This window comes from Bacteroidota bacterium, assembly GCA_017303975.1.
In the GTDB taxonomy this organism is placed as follows: Bacteria; Bacteroidota; Bacteroidia; order JAFLBG01; family JAFLBG01; genus JAFLBG01.
Genome location: JAFLBG010000030.1, coordinates 12,230 through 37,246 on the forward strand (window position 1 = coordinate 12,230; position 25,017 = coordinate 37,246).

At 35.7% G+C, this 25,017-nt stretch carries 21 protein-coding genes; 11 read left to right on the forward strand and 10 right to left on the reverse strand.

Annotated elements, in window-relative coordinates; genetic code table 11:
- Positions 1-8: 8 nt before the first annotated feature.
- Positions 9-1,880, reverse strand: coding sequence for a tetratricopeptide repeat protein (locus J0M08_10315; protein MBN8703450.1), 1,872 nt, complete (start codon positions 1,878-1,880; stop codon positions 9-11).
- 122 nt (positions 1,881-2,002) lie between these two features.
- On the opposite strand from J0M08_10315, the gene J0M08_10320 reads away from it, so the two are divergent.
- Positions 2,003-2,584: a radical SAM protein gene (locus J0M08_10320; GenBank protein ID MBN8703451.1), complete on the forward strand. Its 582-nt coding sequence runs from the start codon at positions 2,003-2,005 to the stop codon at positions 2,582-2,584.
- Between the two features lie 51 nt (positions 2,585-2,635).
- Positions 2,636-4,579: a PD40 domain-containing protein gene (locus J0M08_10325; GenBank protein MBN8703452.1), complete on the forward strand. Its 1,944-nt coding sequence runs from the start codon at positions 2,636-2,638 to the stop codon at positions 4,577-4,579.
- Between the two features lie 2 nt (positions 4,580-4,581).
- On the opposite strand, the gene J0M08_10330 is transcribed toward J0M08_10325, so the two are convergent.
- The 4 genes from J0M08_10330 to J0M08_10345 all read right to left on the reverse strand — a co-directional run bounded on the left by J0M08_10330 (position 4,582) and on the right by J0M08_10345 (position 8,992).
- A complete protein-coding gene (locus tag J0M08_10330; GenBank protein MBN8703453.1) occupies positions 4,582-5,055 on the reverse strand; it encodes a hypothetical protein in 474 nt (157 codons plus the stop codon).
- 1 nt (position 5,056) lies between these two features.
- Entirely contained in the window at positions 5,057-6,952 is a 1,896-nt protein-coding gene (locus tag J0M08_10335; protein MBN8703454.1) for a tetratricopeptide repeat protein, read from the reverse strand.
- 3 nt (positions 6,953-6,955) lie between these two features.
- Positions 6,956-7,729 carry a C40 family peptidase gene (locus J0M08_10340; protein ID MBN8703455.1) on the reverse strand — a complete coding sequence of 258 codons (774 nt, stop codon included), beginning with the start codon at positions 7,727-7,729 and terminating at the stop codon, positions 6,956-6,958.
- Between the two features lie 84 nt (positions 7,730-7,813).
- Positions 7,814-8,992 (reverse strand): acetyl-CoA C-acyltransferase, encoded by a 1,179-nt coding sequence (locus J0M08_10345; protein MBN8703456.1) that lies wholly within the window; start codon positions 8,990-8,992, stop codon positions 7,814-7,816.
- A gap of 167 nt (positions 8,993-9,159) precedes the next feature.
- On the opposite strand from J0M08_10345, the gene J0M08_10350 reads away from it, so the two are divergent.
- The 5 genes from J0M08_10350 (at position 9,160) to J0M08_10370 (ending at position 16,017) form a co-directional block, all read left to right on the forward strand.
- Entirely contained in the window at positions 9,160-11,289 is a 2,130-nt protein-coding gene (locus J0M08_10350) for an HDIG domain-containing protein (GenBank protein ID MBN8703457.1), read from the forward strand.
- A 15-nt stretch (positions 11,290-11,304) separates the two neighbouring features.
- Positions 11,305-11,799: an ABC transporter ATPase gene (locus J0M08_10355; GenBank protein ID MBN8703458.1), complete on the forward strand. Its 495-nt coding sequence runs from the start codon at positions 11,305-11,307 to the stop codon at positions 11,797-11,799.
- A gap of 16 nt (positions 11,800-11,815) precedes the next feature.
- Positions 11,816-12,577: a hypothetical protein gene (locus tag J0M08_10360; GenBank protein MBN8703459.1), complete on the forward strand. Its 762-nt coding sequence runs from the start codon at positions 11,816-11,818 to the stop codon at positions 12,575-12,577.
- Positions 12,578-12,644: 67 nt separating this feature from the next.
- Complete coding sequence (locus J0M08_10365; GenBank protein ID MBN8703460.1) at positions 12,645-13,643, forward strand: tail fiber protein; 999 nt, start codon at positions 12,645-12,647, stop codon at positions 13,641-13,643.
- A 1-nt stretch (position 13,644) separates the two neighbouring features.
- Positions 13,645-16,017, forward strand: coding sequence for a SprB repeat-containing protein (locus tag J0M08_10370; protein MBN8703461.1), 2,373 nt, complete (start codon positions 13,645-13,647; stop codon positions 16,015-16,017).
- 218 nt (positions 16,018-16,235) lie between these two features.
- Here J0M08_10370 and J0M08_10375 read toward each other — a convergent pair whose 3' ends face one another.
- From J0M08_10375 to J0M08_10390, 4 genes are all read right to left on the reverse strand, one after another.
- Positions 16,236-17,225, reverse strand: coding sequence for a nucleotidyl transferase AbiEii/AbiGii toxin family protein (locus J0M08_10375; GenBank protein ID MBN8703462.1), 990 nt, complete (start codon positions 17,223-17,225; stop codon positions 16,236-16,238).
- Positions 17,222-17,947: a hypothetical protein gene (locus tag J0M08_10380; GenBank protein MBN8703463.1), complete on the reverse strand. Its 726-nt coding sequence runs from the start codon at positions 17,945-17,947 to the stop codon at positions 17,222-17,224. Before J0M08_10380 ends, J0M08_10375 begins: the two co-directional genes overlap by 4 nt.
- A 148-nt stretch (positions 17,948-18,095) precedes the next feature.
- Positions 18,096-18,308 carry a hypothetical protein gene (locus J0M08_10385; GenBank protein ID MBN8703464.1) on the reverse strand — a complete coding sequence of 71 codons (213 nt, stop codon included), beginning with the start codon at positions 18,306-18,308 and terminating at the stop codon, positions 18,096-18,098.
- 3 nt (positions 18,309-18,311) lie between these two features.
- Complete coding sequence (locus J0M08_10390) at positions 18,312-18,473, reverse strand: hypothetical protein (protein MBN8703465.1); 162 nt, start codon at positions 18,471-18,473, stop codon at positions 18,312-18,314.
- A 411-nt stretch (positions 18,474-18,884) separates the two neighbouring features.
- Between J0M08_10390 and obgE the strand changes: the two genes are divergently transcribed.
- Both obgE and J0M08_10400 read left to right on the forward strand, forming a co-directional pair.
- The gene (obgE, locus tag J0M08_10395) at positions 18,885-19,889 is read left to right on the forward strand and encodes a GTPase ObgE (protein ID MBN8703466.1); all 1,005 of its coding nucleotides are present in this window, start codon (positions 18,885-18,887) and stop codon (positions 19,887-19,889) included.
- Positions 19,890-19,967: 78 nt separating this feature from the next.
- Positions 19,968-20,519 carry a phosphatase PAP2 family protein gene (locus J0M08_10400; GenBank protein ID MBN8703467.1) on the forward strand — a complete coding sequence of 184 codons (552 nt, stop codon included), beginning with the start codon at positions 19,968-19,970 and terminating at the stop codon, positions 20,517-20,519.
- Here J0M08_10400 and J0M08_10405 read toward each other — a convergent pair.
- Positions 20,499-21,605, reverse strand: coding sequence for a T9SS type A sorting domain-containing protein (locus tag J0M08_10405; protein ID MBN8703468.1), 1,107 nt, complete (start codon positions 21,603-21,605; stop codon positions 20,499-20,501). The genes J0M08_10400 and J0M08_10405 overlap by 21 nt on opposite strands.
- Before the next feature lie 145 nt (positions 21,606-21,750).
- Between J0M08_10405 and J0M08_10410 the strand changes: the two genes are divergently transcribed.
- Both J0M08_10410 and J0M08_10415 read left to right on the forward strand, forming a co-directional pair.
- A complete protein-coding gene (locus J0M08_10410) occupies positions 21,751-22,443 on the forward strand; it encodes a carboxypeptidase-like regulatory domain-containing protein (protein MBN8703469.1) in 693 nt (230 codons plus the stop codon).
- 26 nt (positions 22,444-22,469) lie between these two features.
- Positions 22,470-24,998 carry a TonB-dependent receptor gene (locus J0M08_10415; GenBank protein ID MBN8703470.1) on the forward strand — a complete coding sequence of 843 codons (2,529 nt, stop codon included), beginning with the start codon at positions 22,470-22,472 and terminating at the stop codon, positions 24,996-24,998.
- Positions 24,999-25,017 lie beyond the last annotated feature (19 nt).

The following is a 25,017-nucleotide window of genomic DNA, read 5'->3' on the forward strand; positions in this document are numbered from 1 at the left end:
CTATTAATTTATTTTATTGGGGAGTGTTTTTGCTTTAATTGTGTAAAGTATATCTCTTTTTCTTTGTTCCCATTCTTTTGGCAAGCCATGATAGCGTTGTCATATACATTTAGTGCACTTGGTTTTATTTTAAGCGCTTTTTCGTAAAACAAAATAGCATTTTTCAAGTCACCTTTATTGTGGTAACTAGCGCCAATATTGGCAATGGCGTCAGAGTGATTTTTGTCTAAAGCTTCTACTTTAAGAAAATATTCCAGTGCTTTGTCGTAGTCTTTTGCATTAAAACTTATTACGCCCAAATTGTTTAGTGCGTTGGTGTATTTTGGATTTAGTTCCAATGTTTTTAAATACACTTCTTTTGCATTTGCAAAATCGCCCATGCCGTAATAGCTAACTCCTAGGTTGTAGTATGCATCGGGGTCTTTGTCGTATATCTTCAATCCATTTTTAAAGTACTCAACAGATTTTCCATAAAAAGCTGCTTTCTCTTGCGGATTAGTGCTTATTTCCGCTTGTGTCCGGTATTCACTGGCTAAGGAGAACTGTGCTCTGGCGCTATTGGGAGAAGTGATAACACCTGATTTAAACAGTTCAAAATTGTTTTTCCAAACTTTGTTTCTAGGTATTGTAATAGAAGAATAAATTAATAGAATTGGGATAATAAGAATAAGTGTTTTGGAGCTTTTCTGAAATACATTTTTATTTATTTGGCTTACTAAAAGCGGAAATGCGAAGCAAAAAGCTAATGATGGTGCAAATAAAAATCGTTCGCCAAAGGTTGCACCAATTTTAACTGCCAAGTTGGAAACAAGAAATAGAGTCAAAAAGAAAAAAACAAAACTAAATGCCAAGAAATCCTTTTTGAAAAAATTTACAGCGGAATAAATAATTAATCCAATGTATGTAGTTAATGATAACAAGGCTTTCCAGTCTGAAAAATTAACCAATGTAATTTGATTGTATGAATAGTCCCAACTAAGTGGGTATGGAATAAATAGCATAAATAAATATTTTCCCAAATGAACCATGTTCGTTGCAAACATTTCCATAGGTGTTTTTGCAGCCATGAGTGCGTTATTCATTACAATTATTTTTTCATTAAACGTAATGCTTGTCATAACTTGAGAACGTATAATGACGTATAGAAACATTATACCTATATATGGCAGCGAGGTTTTAATTATTTCTGCAATTGTTTTTGTAGAAAAAAAGAATAATAATATCGCTATGATAATGCCAAACATAAGCCCGGTTTCCTTACTAAAACAAGCTAATCCAAAGAATAAAATGGATAAAATGTAATTGTTTTTTTTCTGAGTTGTTAAGTACTTGAATACATAATAAAAGGAAATTACACCAAACATAAAGCTTAGCAATTCATCTCTACTCTTAATGTTTGCAACTACTTCGGTATGTATCGGATGAAATGTAAAAAGTAGCGCCCCCGTAAGAGCCATTAATGGTGTAAATTTTTCGTTGGTTAGTTTAAGGAGAAATAAAAAAACAAATACACAGGTAATGCCATAAAATACAATATTAAAAAAATGAGAAACGTGCGGATTCAAGCCGAATAGCTGCACTTCAATCATAAAATTTAATAAGGCAATGGGACGATATTGTGCATCGTTAAACCCATTGAAGCCATGTAAAGATCCTTTGTTGAATATATCTGATAAAGCTGAAAAACCTTGTTGGATATAGGTATTCTTACGTGTGTAAATGTCGTCATCCAAGGCGTAATCATGTCCTAATGTATTTCCATAAAGTAAAAATGCACAAATAAATAGGATGCCTGCAATTACGCTATTTTTCCATGGTAAAGTATTTGATGGAGTTGTTTTTTTTGCTGTGTTTTTTTGTACTTTCTTATTGGCAGACATGTAATCTGATATTGAATTTTGATGTAAATAAAACAACTTGTAAGCATAAAAATAAATATTTACTATGTATTTTAGTGCATCTTATGGATAAAGAGATTTTAGCTACTCATACATTGCCTGTAATGGAGCGTTTTTATACGTTGCAGGGAGAAGGATTTTATTCGGGCAATGCTGCTTATTTTATAAGATTGGGTGGCTGTGATGTCGGCTGTCATTGGTGCGATGTAAAAGAAAGTTGGGATAGTAGTTTGCATCCTAACGTGGCAATTACTGATTTAGTAGAGGATGCCGTTAAATCTGGCACTAATATTGTTGTAATTACCGGAGGAGAGCCATTAATGCATGATTTAACACTTTTAACTAAACTGTTGCAAGATAAAGGACTTGTAGTCAATTTAGAAACATCCGGAGCACATGCTATTTCCGGAGTGTATAATTGGATTTGTTTATCGCCCAAGAAATTTAAACAACCATTACCTCCTTTATTTGACAAAGCAAACGAGCTGAAAATTATAGTGTTTAATAAAGATGATTTTAAATGGGCAGAGGAAAATGCAAAACGTGTAGGTGGAAATTGTAAACTGTATTTGCAACCCGAGTGGGATAAAAAAGATAAAGTATTGCCTTTGATTATTGAGTATATTCAGCAAAATCCTAAATGGCAATTGTCTTTACAAACACATAAATATATTAACATACCATAACCTTTTAATTCCCTCCTTGAGGAGGGTTAGGGAGGTGTTATAAATCAAATTATGAGAAAACTATTTTTACATTTTATACTAATTTTCTTTATAGGTAATAGTGTATTGGCGCAAATACCTCCAAAATATTCTACCACCAGCTCAAAGGCAATTAAATACTACGAAAGCGCAACAAAATATTTTGATGCTCGAGACAATGAGAAAACCATATCGGAAGCATACAAGGCAATAGAGAAGGATCCGAATTTTATGGAGCCTTATTACCTAATTGCAGATGCGTATGTAGATAGCAGGAAACTTGATAAAGCGTTGGAGTTGTACGAAAGAAGCTTTGGTGTAAACCCCAATTACTATCCCAATGCGTATTATACTGCAGGTGCTATTGCTATTAATATGGGACAATACGAAAAGTGCAAACTTTTTTTAGAAAAATTTTTGAAATTCCCTAATGTCAACGAAGTGTTTAAAGGTACTTCCGAAAAGTATCTTTTGGATTGCGATTTTGCTATTCAGGCAATGAGATCTCCGGTTCCTTTTAATCCAATTAATTTAGAAGGTGCTATTAATACTATCGATCACGAATATTTTCCTTCTATTACTGCCGATGGAAAAACTTTTTTGTTTACAAGAAACTTAAAAGACGCAACAGCTCCTGCGGGTTATCAAGAAGATTTTTTTGTAAGTAAGAAGAATGAATCCGGCTGGCAGCAGGCTTTGCCAATAGGAACACCTATAAACACGCTCGATAACGAAGGAGCTCCTACAATTTCGGCAGACGGGCAAATATTGATTTTTGCTGCTTGTAACAGGCCGGATGGCGCAGGTAGTTGCGATTTGTATTTTTCTCGTAAAGTAGGAGAGAAGTGGACAAAGCCAATGAATATGGGCGCTCCAATCAACACTCGAAATTGGGAGACGCAGCCTTGTTTTTCTTCCGATGGTAAAACACTTTATTTTGTAAGAGGAACAGTTACTCGCGAAGGAATAAAAAATCAAGATATTTATGTGTGTGAACTAAAAGCAGATGGCACTTGGAGTACGCCACTTTCTCTTGGCGCCACCATCAATTCACCTGAAAGAGAAGAGTCTGTTTTTATTCACCCGGATAATCAAACGCTATACTTTGCTTCTAATGGACATCCAGGAATGGGAGGTATGGATATTTATGTTTCTCGTAAGCTTGCAGACGGCAAGTGGTCCACACCCATTAATTTGGGTTATCCAATAAATACCTACAGTGATGAGAATAGTTTGTTGGTAGGACCCGATGGTAAGCTGGCTTATTTTGCTTCCGGAAGAGAAGGAGGGAAGGGTGGTTTAGATTTGTATCAATTTGAATTGTATGATAAAATTCGCCCCGAGAATTTAACGTATGTAAAAGGTAAGGTTTTTGATAGCAGAACAAAAAAGCCTGTTAGTGCATTGTTTGAGTTGGTTGATTTGTCAACTTCTAAAATCGTTTTAGAGTCAGAGTCAAATATGGGTAACGGTGAATTTTTAGTTTGCTTAACCGCAAATAAAAATTATGCGTTGAATGTTTCTAAAAACGGGTATTTGTTTTACTCCGAAAATTTTTCGTTAAAGGATGTGATGGCGGATATCAGCAAGCCTTTTCAAATGGATGTACCTTTGCAACCTATTGATACCGGCATGTCTGTTGAGTTGAAGAATGTTTTTTTTGAAACAGGGAAATTTGATTTAAAGCCTGAATCTGTTGTGGAGTTAGACAAGTTAGTAGCGTTTATGAATAGGAATAAAAATTTGAAAATTGAAATCAGCGGACATACCGACAATGTGGGTGATAAGAAAGCGAATCAGCAATTGTCGGAGAATCGTGCTAAATCTGTATCTGAGTATTTAGTGAAAAAAGCTGTTGATTCTACTCGAATTATTTATAAAGGATATGGAGACGCAAAACCTAAAGTAGATAACAACAGCGATAGTAATAGAGCTAAAAACCGAAGAACTGAATTTAAGATAGTATCAAAAATGTAGTTCTAAAATCCTTTTGTAAAATGATGCGTGTAGTCAATCAAAAACGTGCAGCACAGTAGTATTGAATGCAGCGCGATTATTTTTGTGTAATATGCATTTCTGCCGGCAATATTTATAATTCCCCAAAGCGATAGTATAATAGCCAAGCACGATTGTAACCAAACCGATTTAATTAAATAATCTAAAATGGTAATATGTGTTTTTAGTTGAGAATCTTCTTGATTAAGCGCATAAATGTTTGATGAAAACTCTCCGGTTTTTTTATTCTTTGTTGTCTTTAATTTTGTTTTGTAAATGCTTTCTTTTTTATCTACTGCCATTTTGTATGGTAGAATGTAATACCCAATATAACTGACAAATAGAACAAAGAATACAATAGTAGGATATAATCCATACTTTCTTTTTCTATGGTTGTTTTTGTAAATAACAATGATGTTGATTGTAAGTAGTAGTAGGATGATTATAATTATTTCCATTTTATTTACAGTATGTGTCTAACATTTGTTTAGCCCCGGAAAAGTTTAATTGCAATGCTTTTCCCCAATCATCACAAGCCCCTTTTAGGTCGTTTGTGTAATATTTTACAGCAGCGCGGTTGCTATATGCTTCGCTATAATTAGGATTCAGCTCAATTGCTTTATTGTAATTTTCAAGCGCAAGCGGATAGTTTTTTAAATAGTAGTAAGACACGCCTCTGTTGGAATAAGCATCGGCATAATCTGGTTTTAGTTGAATGGTTCTATCAAAATCTTTTATTGCTCCTTCGTAATCTTGTAGAGTGTATTTTACCAATCCTCTGTTGTGTAGCCCAACAAAAAAGGTGCTGTCGTTTTCTATGGCTTTGGTGTAATCTTCAATTGCTCCCTTATAATCTTTCATATTTCTTTTGCAGGAAGCTCTATTGTTGTAGGGTAATTGATAGTTTGAGTCTAAGGCAATGGCTTTGCTATAATCTTTTATGGCAGTTTCATAGTCTTTTAAATTGTAGCTAATGTTGCCTCTATTATTAAATGCTTCTGCAAAAGTGGAGTCGTATTTAATGCCTTCATTAAAATCTTTCATTGCCGCATCGTATTGTTTTAGCTCACTTTCAACCGCTGCTCTTACCCAATAAGGATGTGCTACTTCCGGATTTTTTTTAATTACATCCGAAAACAATACAGTAACATCTTTCCATAACATCGTTTGTTGGTAGGTAAGACCTGTAAATACAAGGAAAATAACTGCTATTACATATCCTATTATTTTTTTCTTTATAAAATGTTGATACAAGTTGCCAACAATAAAACCAAGTCCAATAAAGGGTATATACGAGTATCTATCTGCTGCAATGGTTCGCCCTATCGGAATTAATTGAATAGTAAGCGATATGGAAAACAGAAAAAATAGCAAGCCGAACAGGATTTCTTTTTTTAGAAATTTTATTTTGTAGATATACCATCCAAGTGCTATAAGTGCGAGTGCAGAAATGTAATATTCCACGGGTAATAATCCATCTGCTTTGGCAGGGTAATAATACATTGCACATAAATTAATTGGAGCAATAAATTTTACTACATAAAAAAGAATTGCGTATGCAATAAGAAAAGGTCGGTCTGTTATAGGAAATGGAGGCCCCATGTTGGTAGCACCTGCTTCTTTTTGCGAATCGATTGCTACAACTCCAAATACAATAGAAATAAGAAGTAGCAGTACAATAGGTAAATAATTTTTTAAAGAATGTTTTTCTTTTTGCTGATACCACGTAATACAAGCTAATACCAATGGAAGAGTAATTGCTGCCGATTTGCTTAATATAGATAGTACAAAGAATAGAAGTACATAAATAAATTGTATTATTTTTTTTGTATTGAGATAGGATAAATAAAATTTAATGGAGAGTAAATAGAAAAACGAGTAGAGTACATCTTTGCGTTCCGAAATCCACGCAACCGACTCTACATGCATTGGATGCAGCGCAAAGACCGCTGCTGTAATAATCGAAATGTTTTTTTGCTTACTTATGCTGTTTACAATTTGGAAAACTAAAAGCGTATTAAGCAAATGAAATAGCAGATTTATTGTTTTATATCCTTTCGGATTTAATTGCCAAAAATGATAGTCTAGTGCATAAGATAAAATAGTAATGGGCTGATAGTTTCCAATGTAATAATTGGTAAACATTTTTTTAATGTTCGTTGAATTTAATTGTTTGATGTCATCATTGTTTAGTACGTATTGATGGTCATCCCAATTGGTAAGAAAATTGTTTTGTAGAGAAGGGTAATAAGTGAAAAATGTAATTACTAACAAAAGACCCAACCAAACTGCACCTATTTTTTTTTGAGTACTTGGTATTTGTACAGCAGGGGATTTCTTTGTTTTGCTGCTCATTTATTAAAAAAGCCGTTTTAGTACACGCAGGTTGTGTGTATATTTTCCAAGTTCTTTGTTAAAGATACCTTGATGGTCAAGATTATCTATGCGAACATAGCCGGAAGAATGAATTATTTTATTGTTTTTTAGCAAAATGCCTACATGTGTAATTTTGCCTTCTGTATTATCAAAAAAGGCTAAGTCGCCCGGCTCTCCTTCATCTACAAAGCTTAGCGGGGTTCCTAGTTCTGCTTGTTGGTATGCATCTCTGGGCAGTTTGTATCCCGACAGTTTATATACCAATTGCGTAAAGCCAGAGCAGTCAATTCCAAAAGGACTTTTACCGCCCCACAAATAAGGAGAATTTAAAAAAAGATAGGCATACTCAACAACTTCCTTTTTTTTAGGAGAGCTAAAATCAATTCGTTTAAAAGCGCCTTCGTATTGGTATTCGGTATCAGCAATTTTAAAATCTTTTCCTTTTACTAAAGGCAGCGAACATCCTGCTGTTATAGGCATAGATGCAATTCCGCAACTTATAGGTTGAATTAGTTCAGAAACAATAGTTAGCGGAGATTGTGCAATTTGTTCGGCTATTTCAGTAGTAATGGCAGTATGTTGTTTTTTATGAATCCAGCATTCATAGTTATCAAAGGTAATTTTTATGTGTATCCAATCTTCTTCTTCCTTAAGTACCTGGTACGTTTCTCCAAAAAGCAATTGTGTCACCATTTCGCTTTTGTGCGATGGTTCTGCTTTACAAGGAACTACAGACAGTTTACAAATTCCGAACACGTAAAAAAATTATAAATTAAAAATTGAAAATGAAGAACTGTTTTTACTAATTTTTTATGCTACATTCTTAATTTCCAATTTCAGTTAAACATTTTCTATAACCAATGCGCTAGCGCCACCACCACCATTACAAATACCTGCAGCACCGTATTTAGCATTGTTTTGCTTTAATACATTTAATAATGTTACAACAATTCTAGCGCCTGATGCACCAAGCGGATGTCCTAATGAAACAGCACCGCCATTTATATTTACTTTTTTAGGGTCTAGATTTAGTTCTTTATTGTTTGCAATAGATACAACGGAGAATGCTTCATTTATTTCATAAAAATCAATGTCGGATGGTTTCAATCCTGCTTTGGCAATTGCTCTAGGCAATGCTTTTGAAGGCGCTGTTGTAAACCATTCCGGAGCTTGTTCTGCATCGGCATATCCTCTTATAATTGCAAGCGGCTTTATTCCTAATTTGTCTGCTTTTGCTTTGCTCATTAGTATTAAGGCAGCAGCTCCATCGTTTAGCGTAGATGCATTTGCGGCAGTTACTGTTCCGTCTTTTTGAAATACAGGTCTTAATTCCGGTAGTTTTTCAAATTTTACATTTTTATATTCTTCGTCTTCTTTTACTACAAGTGCATCTCCCTTTTTTTGCGGAATTTCTACCGCTGCAATTTCATTGGCAAATTTGCCTGCACTCCATGCTGCAGCCGAGCGTTTGTATGATTCTATGGCGTAGGCATCTTGTTCTTCTCTCGATATGTTGCATTCTTTAGCACACAACTCTGCTGCATTTCCCATATGGTAGTTGTTGTACACATCCGTCAAGCCATCTTTTACCAATCCATCAATGATTGTTCCATTGCCAAGTCTGTATCCGTTTCTTGCGGCATCTAAATAATACGGAACTTGCGACATGTTTTCCATTCCTCCTGCAACTACTACATCATTATCGCCAAGCATAATCGATTGAGCTCCCAACATGATTGATTTCATGCCGGACGCACATACTTTATTAATAGTGGTGCAGTGCACAGTATTCGGCAATCCTGCGAAAATAGCAGCTTGTCTGGCAGGTGCTTGACCAACGTTGGCTTGAAGCACATTCCCCATCAATACTTCATTAACTTCTTTTGGGTCTAATTTAATGCGCTCTAATGCTGATTTTATGGCAGCTGCGCCTAGTTTTGTTGCCGAAAGGCTTGCTAACACTCCGTTGAATGAACCTATTGGAGTTCTAACGGCTGAAACGATATATACTTCTTGCATAATGCTATAACTTTTGTGTAGTGCTAATTTAATGAATATTATGAATGTGCCTCTCTTTTTTGTATTGCTTTTTGGTATGAAAAAATGGGTGTGTCAAAAGAATTTTCAAACTAAGACCAAAACAATCAAATGAATCGTTATTTTTATATATACTACAACTCAAATTTGTGCTAAAAAAACTAGTTGCATTTTTTCATTTTCTAAGGAATAAACATGCGTTTATTTACAAGTTTTTTCTGTTTTCTTTTGCCGTGTTTATTATTACCTATTCGCTTCCTAAAGAAGCTCGATTTAGGTACGAGTTGGCCAATATTAATGGTAAGCCATGGCAATATGAAAATTTAATTGCTCCATTTGATTTTTCGATTAAAAAAAACACACAGCAGTTGGCCGATGAGCAAGCAGATGTTAAGAAATTGGTAAAACCATTTTTTTTATACAATTCAAAAATAAAGCAACGAATTTTAGACCAATTTAGAGATAGTATTGACGAACATTGGATAGATTCTGAATTGTATAAATCGAATGATGCGAAAAGCATAATTGAATTAGAGGTTTTGTCAAAGGGTGGTTCTGTCAAGTACAATACTTACAAATTAGGAGTTGCTATAATAGATACATTGTATTCGTATGGCATTATTGAGTCAACCGAGGCTATTCAAAACAAAGGCAGTGATTTTGAAGTTCTATTGGATAGAGATGGTGTAGTTGAAGAACGTGAGTTGGGTGTATTTTACACGTTTGATAAGGCCGAAGACTTTATTGTACAAACAGCATTGAAGTCATCTAATGTAGATGCACAATTGTTGTCTCGTATGGTTGGTAATATTTTGATTCAGAATATTACGTATGACGAGAAAAGAACTAATGAATTGAGAGATAAATTGCTTAACGAAATATCTCCAAAATACGATTTGGTTCAAAAAAATCAAAGTATTGTAAACAAAGGAGATATTGTTGATGCTAAGAAAATTCAAATTTTAGAATCGTTGAAAATAGAGTTTGAGCAGCAAGTAGGCGGTCAAGCAGGTTATTTGGCAGTTCTTCTTGGGCAGCTTGTAATTGTAATTTCGAGCATTTCAATTTTACTTATTTTTCTTGCGCTATTTAGAAAAGATATTTTTGAGGATAATGCAAAAATTGCGTTTTTGTTATTATTGATTTCTTCAATTGCAGTTTGCACATCCTTGGTTACCGAAGGAAACAAAATAAGTATTTACATGCTCCCTTTCTGTATCGTGCCTGTAATCATCAGAGCATTTTACGACACCCGTGTGGCATTGTTTACGCATTTGGTAACAATACTAATCATGTGCTTGTTTGCAACTTCTCAATTTGAATATTTGTTTTTACAGTTGATAGCCGGTATTATTTCCATTTTTAGTATTGTAAATATGCGTAGCCGTTCGCAAATTTTTATTGCGGCTGCATTTATTTTTGCTGCCTACGCATTGGCGTACATAGCTCTTAAGTTAATTCACGAAGCCACTTTTATTTCGCTACAAATGAGCGATTTTACTCGATTTGGAGTAAGTGCATTGTTAACACTATTGTCATATCCGTTAATTTTTATTTTCGAAAAACTATTTGGCTTTACTTCTGATGTTTCGTTGATGGAGCTTACAGATACTAACCATCCGTTGTTGCGAGAGTTGTCTATGAAAGCGCCCGGCACATTTCAACATTCGTTGCAGGTTGCCAATTTGGCCGAAGAAATAATTTATGCTATTGGAGGTAATGCTTTGCTGGTTAGAGTTGGTGCGCTATATCATGATGTTGGTAAAACTGATATGCCACTTTTTTTTATTGAAAATCAAGCTACAGGAGTTAATCCACACGAAGATTTAAGTCACGATGAAAGTGCTGATATTATTATAAGTCATGTGGTAAAAGGAGTAGAGAAGGCAAAAAAATATAAGCTGCCCGATCAAATTATTGATTTTATTAGAACACACCACGGAACTACGTTTACTTGGTATTTTTATAGAAATTTCAAAGAACTTAATCCCGAAACAGAAGTAGATCAAACAAAGTTTCAATATCCGGGCCCCATTCCTTTTTCGAAAGAAACTGCTGTACTAATGATGACGGATTCTGTAGAAGCAGCCTCTAGAAGTTTGAAAACATACGATGCCGAAAGCATAAGCAATTTGGTTGAAACTGTTTTAAACAGACAGATAGAACAGAATCAGTTTATGAATGCGAATATTACGTTTAGAGACATTACCCAAATAAAAAAGATATTCAAAAAACGCCTGATGAATATGTATCATGTGCGAGTAGAATATCCAAGATAACTTAAGTATATAATTATGCACACTTCGTATTTTAATAACATGCCATCAACTGCCCGTGCTTGGGTTTATATGGCAGATAAAGAGTTTAATGAATCTGAAATTGCTGCAATAAAAGACATGTCGATAGCGTTTATAGATTCGTGGACATCGCACGGAGCTAAAATGAAAGCAGAATTGGAAGTTATTTACAATAGATTTATTGTTTTACTGCTTGACGAAACAGCTGCTGGAGCTAGTGGGTGTGGTATTGATAAGTCGGTTGCGTTTATGAAACAATTGGAAGGTAAATTCCACGTAAATTTATTTAATAGAATGTTGGTTGCCTATAAAACCGCTGATGAACAAATTAAAATAATAAATTTCAATAACCTTGCTGAATTGTCGGATGCTGCTGATTTTTCAGCTATTCAAGTATTTAACAACGCAATTACCACAAAGCAAGAATTTGAAAAATCTTGGTTGTTACCAATTGACCAAAGTTGGGTTAAGGAATATGTTGTACATGCCTAATTAGATATAAGTGAAAATGGATGTGAGAAAAAGTGTTTTGTTGTTTTGGGTTGTGATTAGCGGTTCTGTTGCTTTTTCGCAGTCGCTAAAAGATTCATCCATTGCATTTTCTAATGTAGCTATTTCGTTTGCGTATCAAATTCCTAAGGGCGATATGGCAGTGCGGTTTGGAAATAATATGAATGCCTCCGGGGAATATTTTTTTAAAACCAAGCAGAACTTTTTATTTGGCGCAAACCTAAATTATTTGTTTGGCAGAAATATTAAAGAAGTAGGAATGTTGGATAGCATCACAACTGTCGATGGTAATCATATTAACCTAAATGGTTCTTTTGCGGTGGTGGCTCTTTTTCAAAGAGGTTGGAATGGATTTGTATATGTGGGCAAGCAGTTTAGTTGGAAAAAAATAGCACCTAATCCTAATTCAGGTATAATGATAAAATTGGGTGTAGGTTTTTTGCAGCACCGCATTCGTATTGATGACATTGGAAATGCAACCCCATCGCTAACAAAGGAGTATCGAAATGGCTATGATAGATCTACCGGAGGTCTGGCGTTGAATCAAAGTATTGGGTATAATTATTTTAGTGCAAATAGAATAGCTAATTTCTTTTTTTCGGTAGATTTTACCGAGGGCTTTACCAAGAGTTTACGTAGTTACGATTATGATTTAAGACGCCCCGATACCGCCAAGCGTTTTGATGTATTAATTGGCTTTCGATTTGGGTGGATTGTGCCGCTGTACAAGAATGTTGCCAGCGAGTTTTATTATTACTAAATCTACCTTCAAGCCTTGACTTGAACTTGTTTTTTTATCATTTTTGCCCCCTCTTAAAAAAATAAAAATGGGTAAAAATAGTTTAGTAACACTTCTTGTTTTCCTTCATAGTCTTACATTTTTTTCGCAAGTAGGATTCAATAATCCCAATCCACACAAAAGTTCAATTGTAGATATAACTTCCAACGAAAGAGGATTGTTAATTCCTAGAATGAGTTCTATTCAACGTATGAACATCAATAACCCTGCAAACGGTTTATTGGTGTATGATGAGAGTCTTCAAGCATTTTGCCAATACGATACAATTGCTAATCCTGACAAATGGATTCTTGTTAATCCATGGAGAGCCAATGCTACAAGTAATTCAGATGTAACTCTTGCTACTTCCGGTAATGTAGGAATTGGAGTTAGCAATCCTTCCGAGAAATTGGAAGTAGCTGGTACAGTAAAAACTCAAACAGTTAGTGCAAGTACCGGTACCTACACTGGCACCGTATCGGCTGCTGCGTTTGTTGGGATGGGTGCAGTGCCTAAAGGAAGCATAATGATGTGGTATGGGGTTGTAGATTCAGTTCCTGTAGGGTGGGTAAAATGTGATGGACAAAATGGAACGCCTGACTTGCGAGGAAGGTTTGTTGTTGGTTATGATGGAAGAGCAGCTGATCCCGGCAATGGAATTTGGGATGGAAGGTATAATCAAAAAGATGGTAGTAATAGACCTAATGGTATTGGAGGGGAGAAGACGCACACGCTTACAGTCAACGAATTGCCTAAGCATAAACATACTATCAATTCGAATGCGCAAGATAATGGTCAGGTAACAATCTCCGGAGGGGCTCATGATCATAATAGTGTTGGTAGTGATATTCTTGATAAAGACTTTGGTGATGTTATTGCTCCAACAATGGGTAGTAATGGTTCTCTCCCTATGACTAATCCTGGCGGAGGTAGCCATTCGCACACAGTTTCTGGTAATACTGGAGATGGTGCTTCTGATGGTCTTAATGGTGTGCCGCACGAAAACCGCCCACCTTTTTATGTGTTACTTTACATCATGAAAACGTAAGATGAGTGTAAGGTTTTTTTTATTTATTGTTATTTCTTTTACTTGCATTGCTTTTATTGGTAACGCTCAGCCTGTAACAGTTACAAACAACAGCGTAACCATTACCAATAGTAACGAACGTATAACCATTAAAGGTAGTTATACCAACTTAACCACCGGATATGTTGTAAATACAGGTACTGTAGAGGTGTCCGGAAATATTTTAAATAACTCTGTAAACGAGTTTTCCGATTCTTCGGCAGGAAAGTTTGTGTTGAACGGAAAAAACTCCTTGGTTGGAGGCAGCCATGCGCTTAACTTTTACAAGTTAGAAGTAAAAGTTTCCGATACCGTATTTCTTAGTGCCAACATAAAAGTGTTGGATACCGTATTTTTTAGCCGAGGGTTTATTAAACTCAATAATCAAACTGTTTATTTAGATTCAACCGGGAATTTTTATAACGAACGCGATACCTCTAGAGTATTTGGTTTAACAGGAAAAGTACAACTCGTTAAGCAACTAAGCGCTCCCGATATTACAAACAATATTTCCGGAGTAGGGTTGCACTTGCAATCGCAAAATAATCATGGGTATGTAGTAATTGAAAGAAGCCATTCTCAGCAATTGGCAGGAGATACAAGTGTGTTTCGCTTTTTTAAAATTGCACCTCAGTTTGTAGCGCCCATAGACAGTGTGCGAGTAAAATATTTTGCAGGAGAGCGTTATAAAAACGAAACGAATTACAAAATATTTACGTCTCTCGTAACCGGAACCGGTGCGGGAAGTTGGGTAAATAGAAATGGATTGGTTGATAATGTGGACAAAGGCGTTGGTACAAAGTTGAATTCATTTTTATTGGACAGTGTATTTTTTACCATTGCCAATCAAAGTTGTGCAGCTGCTCCCGATATCAATGTGCAAGGCTTTCCGGTACTTACTGTAACGACCAGTGTTTATACTATTACGTGCGCAAATGATACTGCAACGGTAACGGCTTATTCTTCAGCACCTGCTGCATCAATTCACTGGAAAAATGCGCAAGGTGTTCTTTTCTCAAATCCATTGGTAACAAATGTTCAGGGGGCTTATAATGTAGAAGTAATAAATGGAATAAATGGCTGCGCAAAAGATATGTGGTTGCAGGTTACGCAAAATAAAATACCTCCTTTGCTAAACGCATTGCAGGATTCAGCTTTTCTTACTTGTTCTTTTCCTTCGCTGCAACTTTTGGGTAGTTCTATAACTCCGCAAACTATGTTAGATTGGTACGCGAATAATTCTGTTGTTTCTGCTAATCCTGCAACTGTAAACGCCACTGGTATCTATAATCTTGTAGCCACACGAGCCGACAATGGCTGCACTGCCACCGATTCTATTCATGTGGGGTATAAGCCAATTATTTCATTTCAAACAACGAATGATACACTGGTTTGTAAGAATGCCTCCGTAATGCTTAATGCTGCTGCTGTTGGCGCGTTGGGTGCTGTGTCTTACAGTTGGAGCACAGGCGCGGCTTCTGCAAGTATAAGTGTAAATACTGCGAATACTGCGGCATACGTAGTTTCGGCAACTGCTTCGGGTGGATGTTTTGGTAGCGATACGGTTGTTGTTTCTATTCCTTCTGATATTGTTGATTCTGCTATTACTTTTCAATCATGCGATGGAACAAGAGTTGGAACTATTCAATTGTACGCCTCCGGAGGAATTCCTCCTTACCGGTATTCCATAGACAATGGTGTAAATTACCAGAGTGTAAATACGTTTGCCGATGTGGCTTATGGAACGTACAATGTTGTTATAAAAGATTCGTTGAGTTGTTTGAAAGCTCGAACTGCTGTAGTAAACGGCTACAGTTCTTTGCCGGTTCCGCAGTTTATTGCCAGTACACATAATTTTAGTTCAGACACTATTGTGTTGGTTGATTTGAGCGTTCCGCAAGCCGATTCGGTAAAATGGATTTTGCCCGCTGCTGCACAAATTATTGGTGGCACAATGTTTAATCCAATTGTGTATATGCCCGATACTGGTGTTTTTAATTTTGGAATGATTGGTTATTTTGCCAATTGCACCTTAGATACCAACAAAACAATACGTTTTGTACGTACAGATACTACTTTTGCTACAAAAGATAATTACAATGGGATTAAGCGTGTAGAGCTTTATCCAAATCCATCGAACGGAATTTTTACGGTGGAGGTAGAGCTCTATAAAAAACAAAATGTAACCATTCAAGCCTGGGATGCTTATGCTGTAAGGCATTTGCAAACAAGCTATTCGGAAGTTGAAACTATCTCGCTGCCCGTAAATTTATCCTTGCTTCAAAACGGAACGTATATAATTCGTGTTATTGGCGAATATGATACACGACATCTTTATTTTATTATTAGTAGATAACGTTTTGTGGGCATTGCGTTCGGGCCGATTTCGAAACACTAAACTGTCTGCCAGCACAGAACTTGAATAGAAGCACAAAGCACTTACTCAAATAAGCAAAGCTTATAAAAAAAAGGCACTAAGAAAATCTTAGCGCCTACTGGGGTTGGCTGTCCTCCAAAATCCTTCTTGCCCCAACAACTCGGTAAATGCTTTTTCTAATTTTTCTTCGGTGAATTTCATTCCTTGGGTTCAATTTTTATTGTCCAAGAAATTGTTTTCAATCTTTCTTGAATCATTTTTAATGTTTCCAAAACGCCTTCTTCTTTGGGTAATGCTCCATAGACCAAATTTTTAAAGTCTCCGTTATAAATTGTTTTCAACTCACTCCATATATTTTCTAAGTCTTTAAAGATAAGTGCTTCATTGGGATGATAATTCAGCCATTTATTATTGTTTCTAAAACTTGCTACATCATCATTGGCTACTTTTAAAAGCATTTCATCAAAAGCAGTTGATTGAAAGAACTTTAAGAACTCATCTTGTTTAAGTAGTTGATGCAAATCGTAGGTATGTCTTATTTTTTTCTTTAAATCATCTATTGGATTCTCGCCATAAGAAAAACGAACTAAACTCATTACTTTTTCGCAAATGGTTCTTATTGTTTCTAATGCCAGCAAGTCAAAAGGAAGTAATCCATTTTCTTTAGCAATATCAGATTGCTTATTATCCAGCATCATTTGACCAACAAATGAAACTATGCTTTTTGTCGTGTATGGTTCGTAATATCCCAACCAAGTAGATTCCAAAATGATAACATCTCTTACTTGTCCGTAATCGCCTTTAAATTCTTTGTTGTAGGAATGTGCCGTTTTTCGATTCATCCCCATTTTATGGGTAACGCCCTCGATAGGTACTTCGGGCAATACGGCTTCTACAACTGTGCTTACTGCTTTTAATTTTGATTTTAACTTGCTGTCTGTTTCTCCTTCTCGTCTCAATACTACCAAATCAATATCTTCCGAAAAGCGTTCTATCATATTGTAACATTTGGATAGTGCTGTTCCGCCTTTAAAAACTGTGTCTTTACCAATATCATTGTCGAAAATGGTATATAAAGCATAAGTAACCCAATAGTCTTTTTCCACATATATGGCAGGGATTTTCATTTGGTCAGCCGTAAACTGAACCGCTTGTCTGAATAAGGTTTTGTTTTCGTGCAACTTCATATTATGTTCCATTTTTCGGTGGTGGATAATGCTTTCGCTGCACCTGTTAGTTTATACTTGGTAATTGGATTCAATGACTTGAAAAGCGGTTCTGTTGCTTTGCCTTGTTGCAATTGCTCTAACAACGCCCCTAACAATGCCCTTGTAGCTGGCGGATATTTCAAAGCCAACCGAACCAGTGTATTGATTTCTTGGTCTGTAAAGTTTTTGATTATGGCTAAGAAACGTTTGCAGGATGCTTCAATACTGGCATCAGGTATTTTTTTGATGGAGCGAATAGCATCCAGTAACTGCAACAAAGGAATATTCTGTTTGGTGATGGTGTTTTTTTGTTTTACAAAAGCAATGGTATAGCGTTCTCTTTTAAAGTTAGGACGAACCTGATTTTTGCCTATCTGTATGGTATTGCTTACCTGTGTGGTTAAGCCCAATTGGTTGTAAATGCTGTAACCTGTGAGATAACCGGTTGTTTTTCCGTTTTCTTCCAACAAATCTTTTACTACTTGTGCCTGATTGGGTTGAAGGCTGCCAAATGGGGTATTTTCTGGTTTGTAGTATTTTCCTTTGGATAGTTTGGCAATCTTGCCCGAAGCTACCATACGATTCAGGGCTTTTATTACCGCTTCTCTTTGGTTCACCTCGATATCAAAGTCGGCATAGGTGAATACATAGCCCTTGGGCAGTCTATCTATGGTAAATGCTATGTATTCAGATGTTTTCATTCTTTTTATTGTAGTGCAAAGATAGTTTATTTGTCCAGTTTATTAGCAAAATAACTGGACATTTTGAAATTCAATGAAGTATGGTTAACTTCGCAACGCAGTTGCGAAGTTAACCATACTATAACACTCTACTTTTTATCCATAGTATCTATACCTCAACTTCTTCTGTAATTTCTTCGCCAATGCCCATCATCATATTGTAATGACCAATATTTTCAGTGTGGCTAAATATGTTTTTAAAAACTTCTAAGTATTTCGTGATTGTTCCGTCTGGTGCTTCAATAAATAAATCGTCAGGTAATGTATGCGAACCACATTCTTTATAGTTATAGATGATATCATTGGTCGTTGAATATTTCAATTTTCATTCGTAAAGTTTGTGGTTTAAGCTGTCTATAAGACTATTGAATTTTTTTGTCTCTGATTTTCCTGTGTCGTTGTCTTGTCCGTTATAAGTACAACTTACGGTTAAAACTAAAAAAATAATTACCGTAAAAATTTTGTTGTCAAGTTTTAGTGTCGTCATTTAGTAAGTCTTATAAATTTACCCCTAACTTGTTTATACCCGAAGTTTTATATCGCAAATCTACCCAAAAATGGATGGATTGGCGAAGGTTTGTTTCGTTTATTCAACCGTAATTAGACAGTAGAAGCTTTTGAAAAAAGCGCACTATCTGTCTTGGTACGGGTAACCCCAACTTAGTATTAGTAAGGTTTCCTTACTTATTCAAACCCCTAAAAGCTTTACTAATATTTAGTTGTAGGCAGTTGTGTTTTTCAACTGTCTATTTAGGGTTCAAGGTACACAATTTTACAAATAATCAAAACGTACTATTGTTATAGACCGCAGCATATATAGGTATTTAAGCCTTTATTCATTACCAATTTTTTTATTCTTAACTTTGGCTTTTGGAATAAAAAACTCGAAACTAAAGTTATGGCCGATTCAAATTTTGTTGATTATGTTAAAATTTGTTGCCGTTCTGGTAATGGTGGTGCCGGGTCTATGCATTTTTTACGCTCCAAACAAACCGCTAAAGGAGGTCCGGATGGTGGAGATGGTGGTAGAGGTGGGCATATTATTATACGCGGCAATAAGCAACTTTGGACATTGTTGCATTTAAAATACCGAAAACACGTTATTGCCGAACCTGGCGAAAAAGGTGCTAGTGGCTTAAAAACGGGCGCTCAAGGCAAGGATGTAATTTTAGATGTTCCGTTGGGTACCATAGCCAAAGATTTTGAAACAGGCAATGTAGAGTTTGAAATAACCGAAGATGGACAAGAATATATTATAGCTCCCGGAGGCAGAGGAGGATTGGGGAATAATAATTTTAAAACTTCCACTCGCCAAACACCACGATTTGCCCAACCCGGAGAGCCTGGCAGGGAAGATTGGAAAATATTAGAATTGAAAGTATTGGCCGATGTTGGATTGGTGGGTTTCCCAAATGCAGGAAAATCTACATTGCTCTCTGTTGTGAGCGCTGCCAAGCCTGAAATAGCCAATTATCCGTTTACAACTCTTGTACCTAACTTGGGAATTGTACAATACCGCGATTATAAATCGTTTGTAATGGCAGATATACCGGGTATTATAGAAGGTGCGCACGAGGGAAAAGGATTAGGATTGCGTTTTTTGCGTCATATAGAGCGTAATTCGGTATTGTTGTTTTTAGTTCCTGCCGATGCAAAAGATATTATTAAAGAATATAATATTTTAGTAAACGAATTAGAGCAGTTTAATCCCGAATTGCTTGATAAGAAAAGGATTTTAAGTATCTCTAAATGTGATATGTTGGACGATGAGTTGATGGATGAGATAAAAAAGGATTTGAAAAAACGATTCAAGGACAAAAAAGTTCCCATTGTTTTTTTCTCATCTCATACCCAAAAAGGATTGGTAGAGTTGAAAGATATTCTCTGGAAAGAACTTAATTAGATTTTTACATAACGCGTTATTCAATTGCTTACATCCCTCGAAAATATTGATACTCGGCTTTTTCTCTATTTAAATTCATTGAATTCCGATTGGTTGGATTTGGTAATGCTTTTTTGTACACAAAAATTTACCTGGATACCCTTGTATATTCTTTTGTTTTATTGGCTTTGCAGGCTTTTAAAATTTAATTGGAAATACATTGCCATTGTAGCCGTTTTTGTAGCACTTGCCATAACGCTTTCCGACCAACTTTCTGTTCACCTATTTAAGAATGTATTTTTAAGATTCCGCCCGTGTCATAATGCAGATATTGCTCACTTGGTTCATGTGGTAGGCAAGTGCGGTGGCGCGTACGGATTTGTGTCATCTCATGCTGCCAATACGTTTGCTATTGCTACATTTTTATCGCTTATAGCGTTAGAGTTTTCGTATAAGAAAAAGAAGCTGTTTGTAGTGGGTATTTTTTCTTGGGCTTTGCTTGTTTCCTACAGCCGCATTTATTGCGGAGTGCATTATCCATTGGATATTGTAGGAGGAGCAATTCTTGGCAGCGGAATTGCAATTGTTGTTGTGTCGCTCTTAAAGAGAGCAACACAAAATAATACCAGCCTATTTAACAAAAATTTCTGAAACTATCCCGTTGTTGGTTTTTGCCACTAGTAAATAATTACTTCTAGGTAGTGATGAAATAGTTAATTCAATTGCATTATTAGTATATACCAGCTCGTTTTTGTGAATGGTTTGCACCAATTGACTAGTAGCTAAGTTTACCAAATACAATTCTTCAATAGGTACATTGCCAAACGAATTGATGTAAATTTTATCCTGAGCTGGATTAGGATAAACAGTTAAGTCTTTGTTTATAGCTTGTTCTTCCATTGCTAAGAAAGCCGAACGGTATATGTCTTTATATATTACGGAGTTTACTACTTTCGAGTTTCCTGCTTTTTGAGCATTGGCTTGTAGCACCGGAATCATTCCGTTTGTGGTAAGCCATTTGTATTCGTATTGTGTTGGTCTTGGAGTTTTAGTGCCAAATCCTAGCATAATTGAAAATATACTATCTGTAATGTACATGGTGGATTTTACACGTATGCACTGAAATGTGCCTAGTGGTGTGGTAATAGTACCCCAGCCATCTACTTCATTTACTCGTTTTTTGTGTTGTTTGTAAAACAAAAAGGTAGGTACTGTAACATCAAATACGGAAACACACGAGTCTTTATTGCCGTATGCAAGCGGAAATTGGTAGATGTAATCTATAGAGTCGTATTTGGTAGATGTTGGAACACTATTAATTGTGGATCCAAATCCAACTTGCGAAAATTTATTGTTTTTATTTCTAAAATACCCAAAAGTATTGCTAACAGACAAACCTATTGAGTTTGTTGGAGTTGGGATTGCAACAGGCAGCGCAAAATCTGCTTTGTGATTAGGGAATGCAATAGAGTTGTTGAAGTATAATTGATAAGAAAATGGGGTAGAGGTAACACTAACAAAAGTGTCGAGCTTTTGCCTAAAAGGGGTAAGTGATGCATAATTCCAATGATAGTTTATTCCTGTAGAATCAGGTATAACTAGCGAAGGTGTTGATGCCGTACTTGTTCGTACGGTGTCGTTTACACTTGGCATATCTGTGCTGTTAATCTGTATTTGGGCAAATAGTCCGAAACTGAAATAAAGACTAAAGATGAGTAGGATGTAGTTACGTTTCATTTTTGTTTTATTTATAACTAAATGTAAGCTAATTTATACTAAATGTCATATTTTTAAGTTAACTAAATGATTGTTTTTGTAACTTAAAGACATAATTAAACTACTCTGTTTAAAACATTTGCGAAGAAATAAACCTGTTAGAAATATGCTGCTTAAACAAATATCTATTATTAAAAATAATCAATCGGTAAATAGTATTTTTTGGAGTTTTATACTGTTTCTGTTTGCGGTTGGAACCTTCTCTGCGCAAACAAAACCTGCATATACACCACTAACAAAAAAAATAATTCAATTTTCCGGTGTTGTAGTTGGTGAGGATAGTTTACGTTCCATACCATACGCAAGTTTAATTGTAAAGAATACAAGTAGAGGAACTATAAGCGATTATTTTGGTTTTTTCTCGTTAGTTGCCCAAACTCTTGATACTATTGAGTTTTCTGCGTTGGGATATAAAAAAATGCAGTTTATTATTTCGGATACGTTGTCAAGTAATAAATATTCCATTATTCAGGTAATGCAAATGGATACAATTTTGCTCAAAGAAACTGTGGTATATCCATGGCCAACAAAGGAACAATTTAAGCAAGCCTTTTTGCGTTTAGATCCGCCCGATACTGATTACGATAGAGCTGCAAAAAATTTAAGTTTAAACGAAATGAACAAACTCGCTCATTACACTGCCATGGATGGAAGTATGAACTATAAACAAGCCATGCAAAATCAATATGCAAAATTGTATCATGCCGGACAATTGCCTCCCAACAATCTTCTAAATCCGGTGGCTTGGGCTAAATTTATTGATGCGTGGAGAAGAGGTGATTTTAAAAAGAAAAATTAATAGCACTCATCCACAAATCGTCTGCATTGAACTCGCATCCTAAAAAGTACGGAAATTTATACAGCATTATATTGGTATGTGCTCTTGTATTTATGCCTACTTGTTTTCTGCGTGCTCAGGCTACAGTAGTTGGAAAAGTAACCGATGCTAATAAGATGCCAATTGAAGATGTGCTAGTGTCACTACTTGGTTTATCTCAACAGCCCGTTTACACAAATTCGAATGGTGAATACAAAATTACTGTACCAAGCGAAAAGGACGTTACTCTTGTGTTCTCGAATATAAATTTTCAGCAACTGCGTTTTACAGTTAATTTAAAAAAAGGAGAAACAATTAATCTTGATAAATCATTAGCAAAAAATTCAAACACGTTAGTTGATGTTGTAATTGAGGATAAAAAATCTCGTTCCAACGGAATGGTAAGTCTCGACCCTAAGGTAGTTACGCAAATACCTAGCCCTACCGGAGATTTTAATTATATATTGTTTTCCCAAATGGGTGTAAGCAATAGAAATGAATTGAGTTCGCAATATTCGGTACGAGGTGGAAATTTTGATGAGAACTTGGTTTACGTAAACGACATAGAAGTGTATCGCCCTTTTTTAGTAAGGTCGGGGCAGCAAGAGGGATTGAGTTTTGTAAATGCAGATATGGTTTCATCTGTATTGTTTTCGGCAGGTGGATTTGAAGCCAAGTACGGAGATAAAATGGCTTCGGTATTAGATATTAAATATAGAAGACCAAGAAAATTTGCAGGAACCGCAACCGCAGGTGTGTTGGGTGCTAATGTGCATGTAGAAGATGCAAGTAAAGATATGCGTCTTACATGGATATTGGGCGCTCGTTATCGGGTAAATAGGTATTTGTTAGGTGGTTTAAATACCAGAGCCGATTACCAACCAAGGTTTGTGGATGTACAAAATTTTATTACTTACGATATTACAGAAAAATGGGAACTGAATTTTTTAGGTAATTATTCCGATAACAGATACCTAATGATTCCGGAAAGTAGAACAACCTCTTTTGGCACCATTAATCAAGCATTGCAGTTAAGTGTAGATTTTGATGGACAAGAATTGTCACATTTTAAAAGTACTACTGCGGCATTGTGTTTAGTAAATAAGCCCAACGACAGATTAACGCTAAAATATATTACGTCTGTATTTAATACCAACGAGAATGAAACCTTTGATGTAGAAGGTGTGTATGCTATTGATGAGTTAGAAACAGATTTCGGAAAAAAAACGTTCGGAGAGGTTAAGAATAATTTAGGTGTAGGTGGATTTTTAAATCATGGTCGAAATCAATTGTATGGAACGGTTGCTAATGTGGAACATAAAGGCATTTACGAAAAAAATAAAAAACAATTTTTTTGGGGTGCTCGCTACCAATTCGAATCGTTTGAAGATAAATTAAGCGAATGGAAATTGATTGATTCCGCTGGTTACTCCTTACCTCAATTGCCTTTAAATACAATAGATGTACAAGATGTTGTAAAGACAACTATTATTTTAAATAACAATAGAGTATTAGGCTACTTTCAGTATTCGGAAAGCAAGTTGCTGAAAGATACTTCTGAACTAAGCTTTACACTTGGTATTCGGGCCAATTACTGGGATTTGAATAATCAAACAGTGGTTAGCCCACGAGCCAATATTTCGTATAAGCCTAATTGGAAAAAGGATGTGTTGTTCCGGTTCTCTACCGGATATTATTACCAACCTCCCTTTTACAGAGAGTTGCGCGATTTGTACGGAAAAATTAATCCGGATTTAAAAGCACAACAATCTATTCATTTTCTGTTGGGCACAGATATTAACTTTAAAGCATGGAAACGTCCGTTTAAGTTTGTAACCGAAGCGTATTATAAAGATTTAAAAAACTTAGTTCCCTATGAAGTAGATAATGTGCGGATTAGATATTATGCGAAAAACAATGCAGTTGGCTATGTAGGAGGAATTGACTTTAAAGTAAATGGAGAGTTTATTAAAGGTATTGAGTCGTGGGCTACGCTTTCTATTATGCAAACCAAAGAGAATATTTTAGACGATTATTATTACGTGTATTACAATAAAAATGGAGAAAGAATTGTAAGCGGCTATACGTTGGATAGAACTCCCGCAGATAGTATTCGCAAGGAGCCGGGTTATATTCCTCGTCCCACAGACCAACGTGTAAGTTTCAGTATTTTTTTTCAAGATTATTTGCCCAAGTTACCCGATTGCAAAATGCACTTGAATTTATTGTTTGGTACACCATTGCCATTTGGCCCACCAAGCTTTGAGCGATACAAAGACACCTTGAGAATGCCACCGTACCGAAGAGTTGATATTGGCTTTTCTTATCAAATCATAAAAGAAAGTAAACCGCTTCCCAAAGGCCATCCGTTTGGTTACATTAAATCTTTGTGGGTAGGAGCAGAGGTTTTCAATTTATTAAATGTAGATAATGTGGTGTCTTATTTATGGTTGAAAGATATTCGTAATAGACAATATGCAATACCGAATTACCTTACCCAACGATTAATAAATTTGCGATTTATAGCTAAGTTTTAGAAACTAGTATTCTAAAGTA

Coding starts and splice junctions, on each gene's coding strand:
- J0M08_10315 (MBN8703450.1), bottom strand. CDS start 1,880: ATGTCTGCCAATAAGAAAGTACAAAAAAACACAGCAAAAAAAACAACT.
- J0M08_10320 (MBN8703451.1), top strand. CDS start 2,003: ATGGAGCGTTTTTATACGTTGCAGGGAGAAGGATTTTATTCGGGCAAT.
- J0M08_10325 (MBN8703452.1), top strand. CDS start 2,636: ATGAGAAAACTATTTTTACATTTTATACTAATTTTCTTTATAGGTAAT.
- J0M08_10330 (MBN8703453.1), bottom strand. CDS start 5,055: ATGGAAATAATTATAATCATCCTACTACTACTTACAATCAACATCATT.
- J0M08_10335 (MBN8703454.1), bottom strand. CDS start 6,952: ATGAGCAGCAAAACAAAGAAATCCCCTGCTGTACAAATACCAAGTACT.
- J0M08_10345 (MBN8703456.1), bottom strand. CDS start 8,992: ATGCAAGAAGTATATATCGTTTCAGCCGTTAGAACTCCAATAGGTTCA.
- J0M08_10355 (MBN8703458.1), top strand. CDS start 11,305: ATGCACACTTCGTATTTTAATAACATGCCATCAACTGCCCGTGCTTGG.
- J0M08_10360 (MBN8703459.1), top strand. CDS start 11,816: ATGGATGTGAGAAAAAGTGTTTTGTTGTTTTGGGTTGTGATTAGCGGT.
- J0M08_10365 (MBN8703460.1), top strand. CDS start 12,645: ATGGGTAAAAATAGTTTAGTAACACTTCTTGTTTTCCTTCATAGTCTT.
- J0M08_10370 (MBN8703461.1), top strand. CDS start 13,645: ATGAGTGTAAGGTTTTTTTTATTTATTGTTATTTCTTTTACTTGCATT.
- J0M08_10375 (MBN8703462.1), bottom strand. CDS start 17,225: ATGAAGTTGCACGAAAACAAAACCTTATTCAGACAAGCGGTTCAGTTT.
- J0M08_10380 (MBN8703463.1), bottom strand. CDS start 17,947: ATGAAAACATCTGAATACATAGCATTTACCATAGATAGACTGCCCAAG.
- J0M08_10390 (MBN8703465.1), bottom strand. CDS start 18,473: ATGACGACACTAAAACTTGACAACAAAATTTTTACGGTAATTATTTTT.
- obgE (MBN8703466.1), top strand. CDS start 18,885: ATGGCCGATTCAAATTTTGTTGATTATGTTAAAATTTGTTGCCGTTCT.
- J0M08_10405 (MBN8703468.1), bottom strand. CDS start 21,605: ATGAAACGTAACTACATCCTACTCATCTTTAGTCTTTATTTCAGTTTC.
- J0M08_10410 (MBN8703469.1), top strand. CDS start 21,751: ATGCTGCTTAAACAAATATCTATTATTAAAAATAATCAATCGGTAAAT.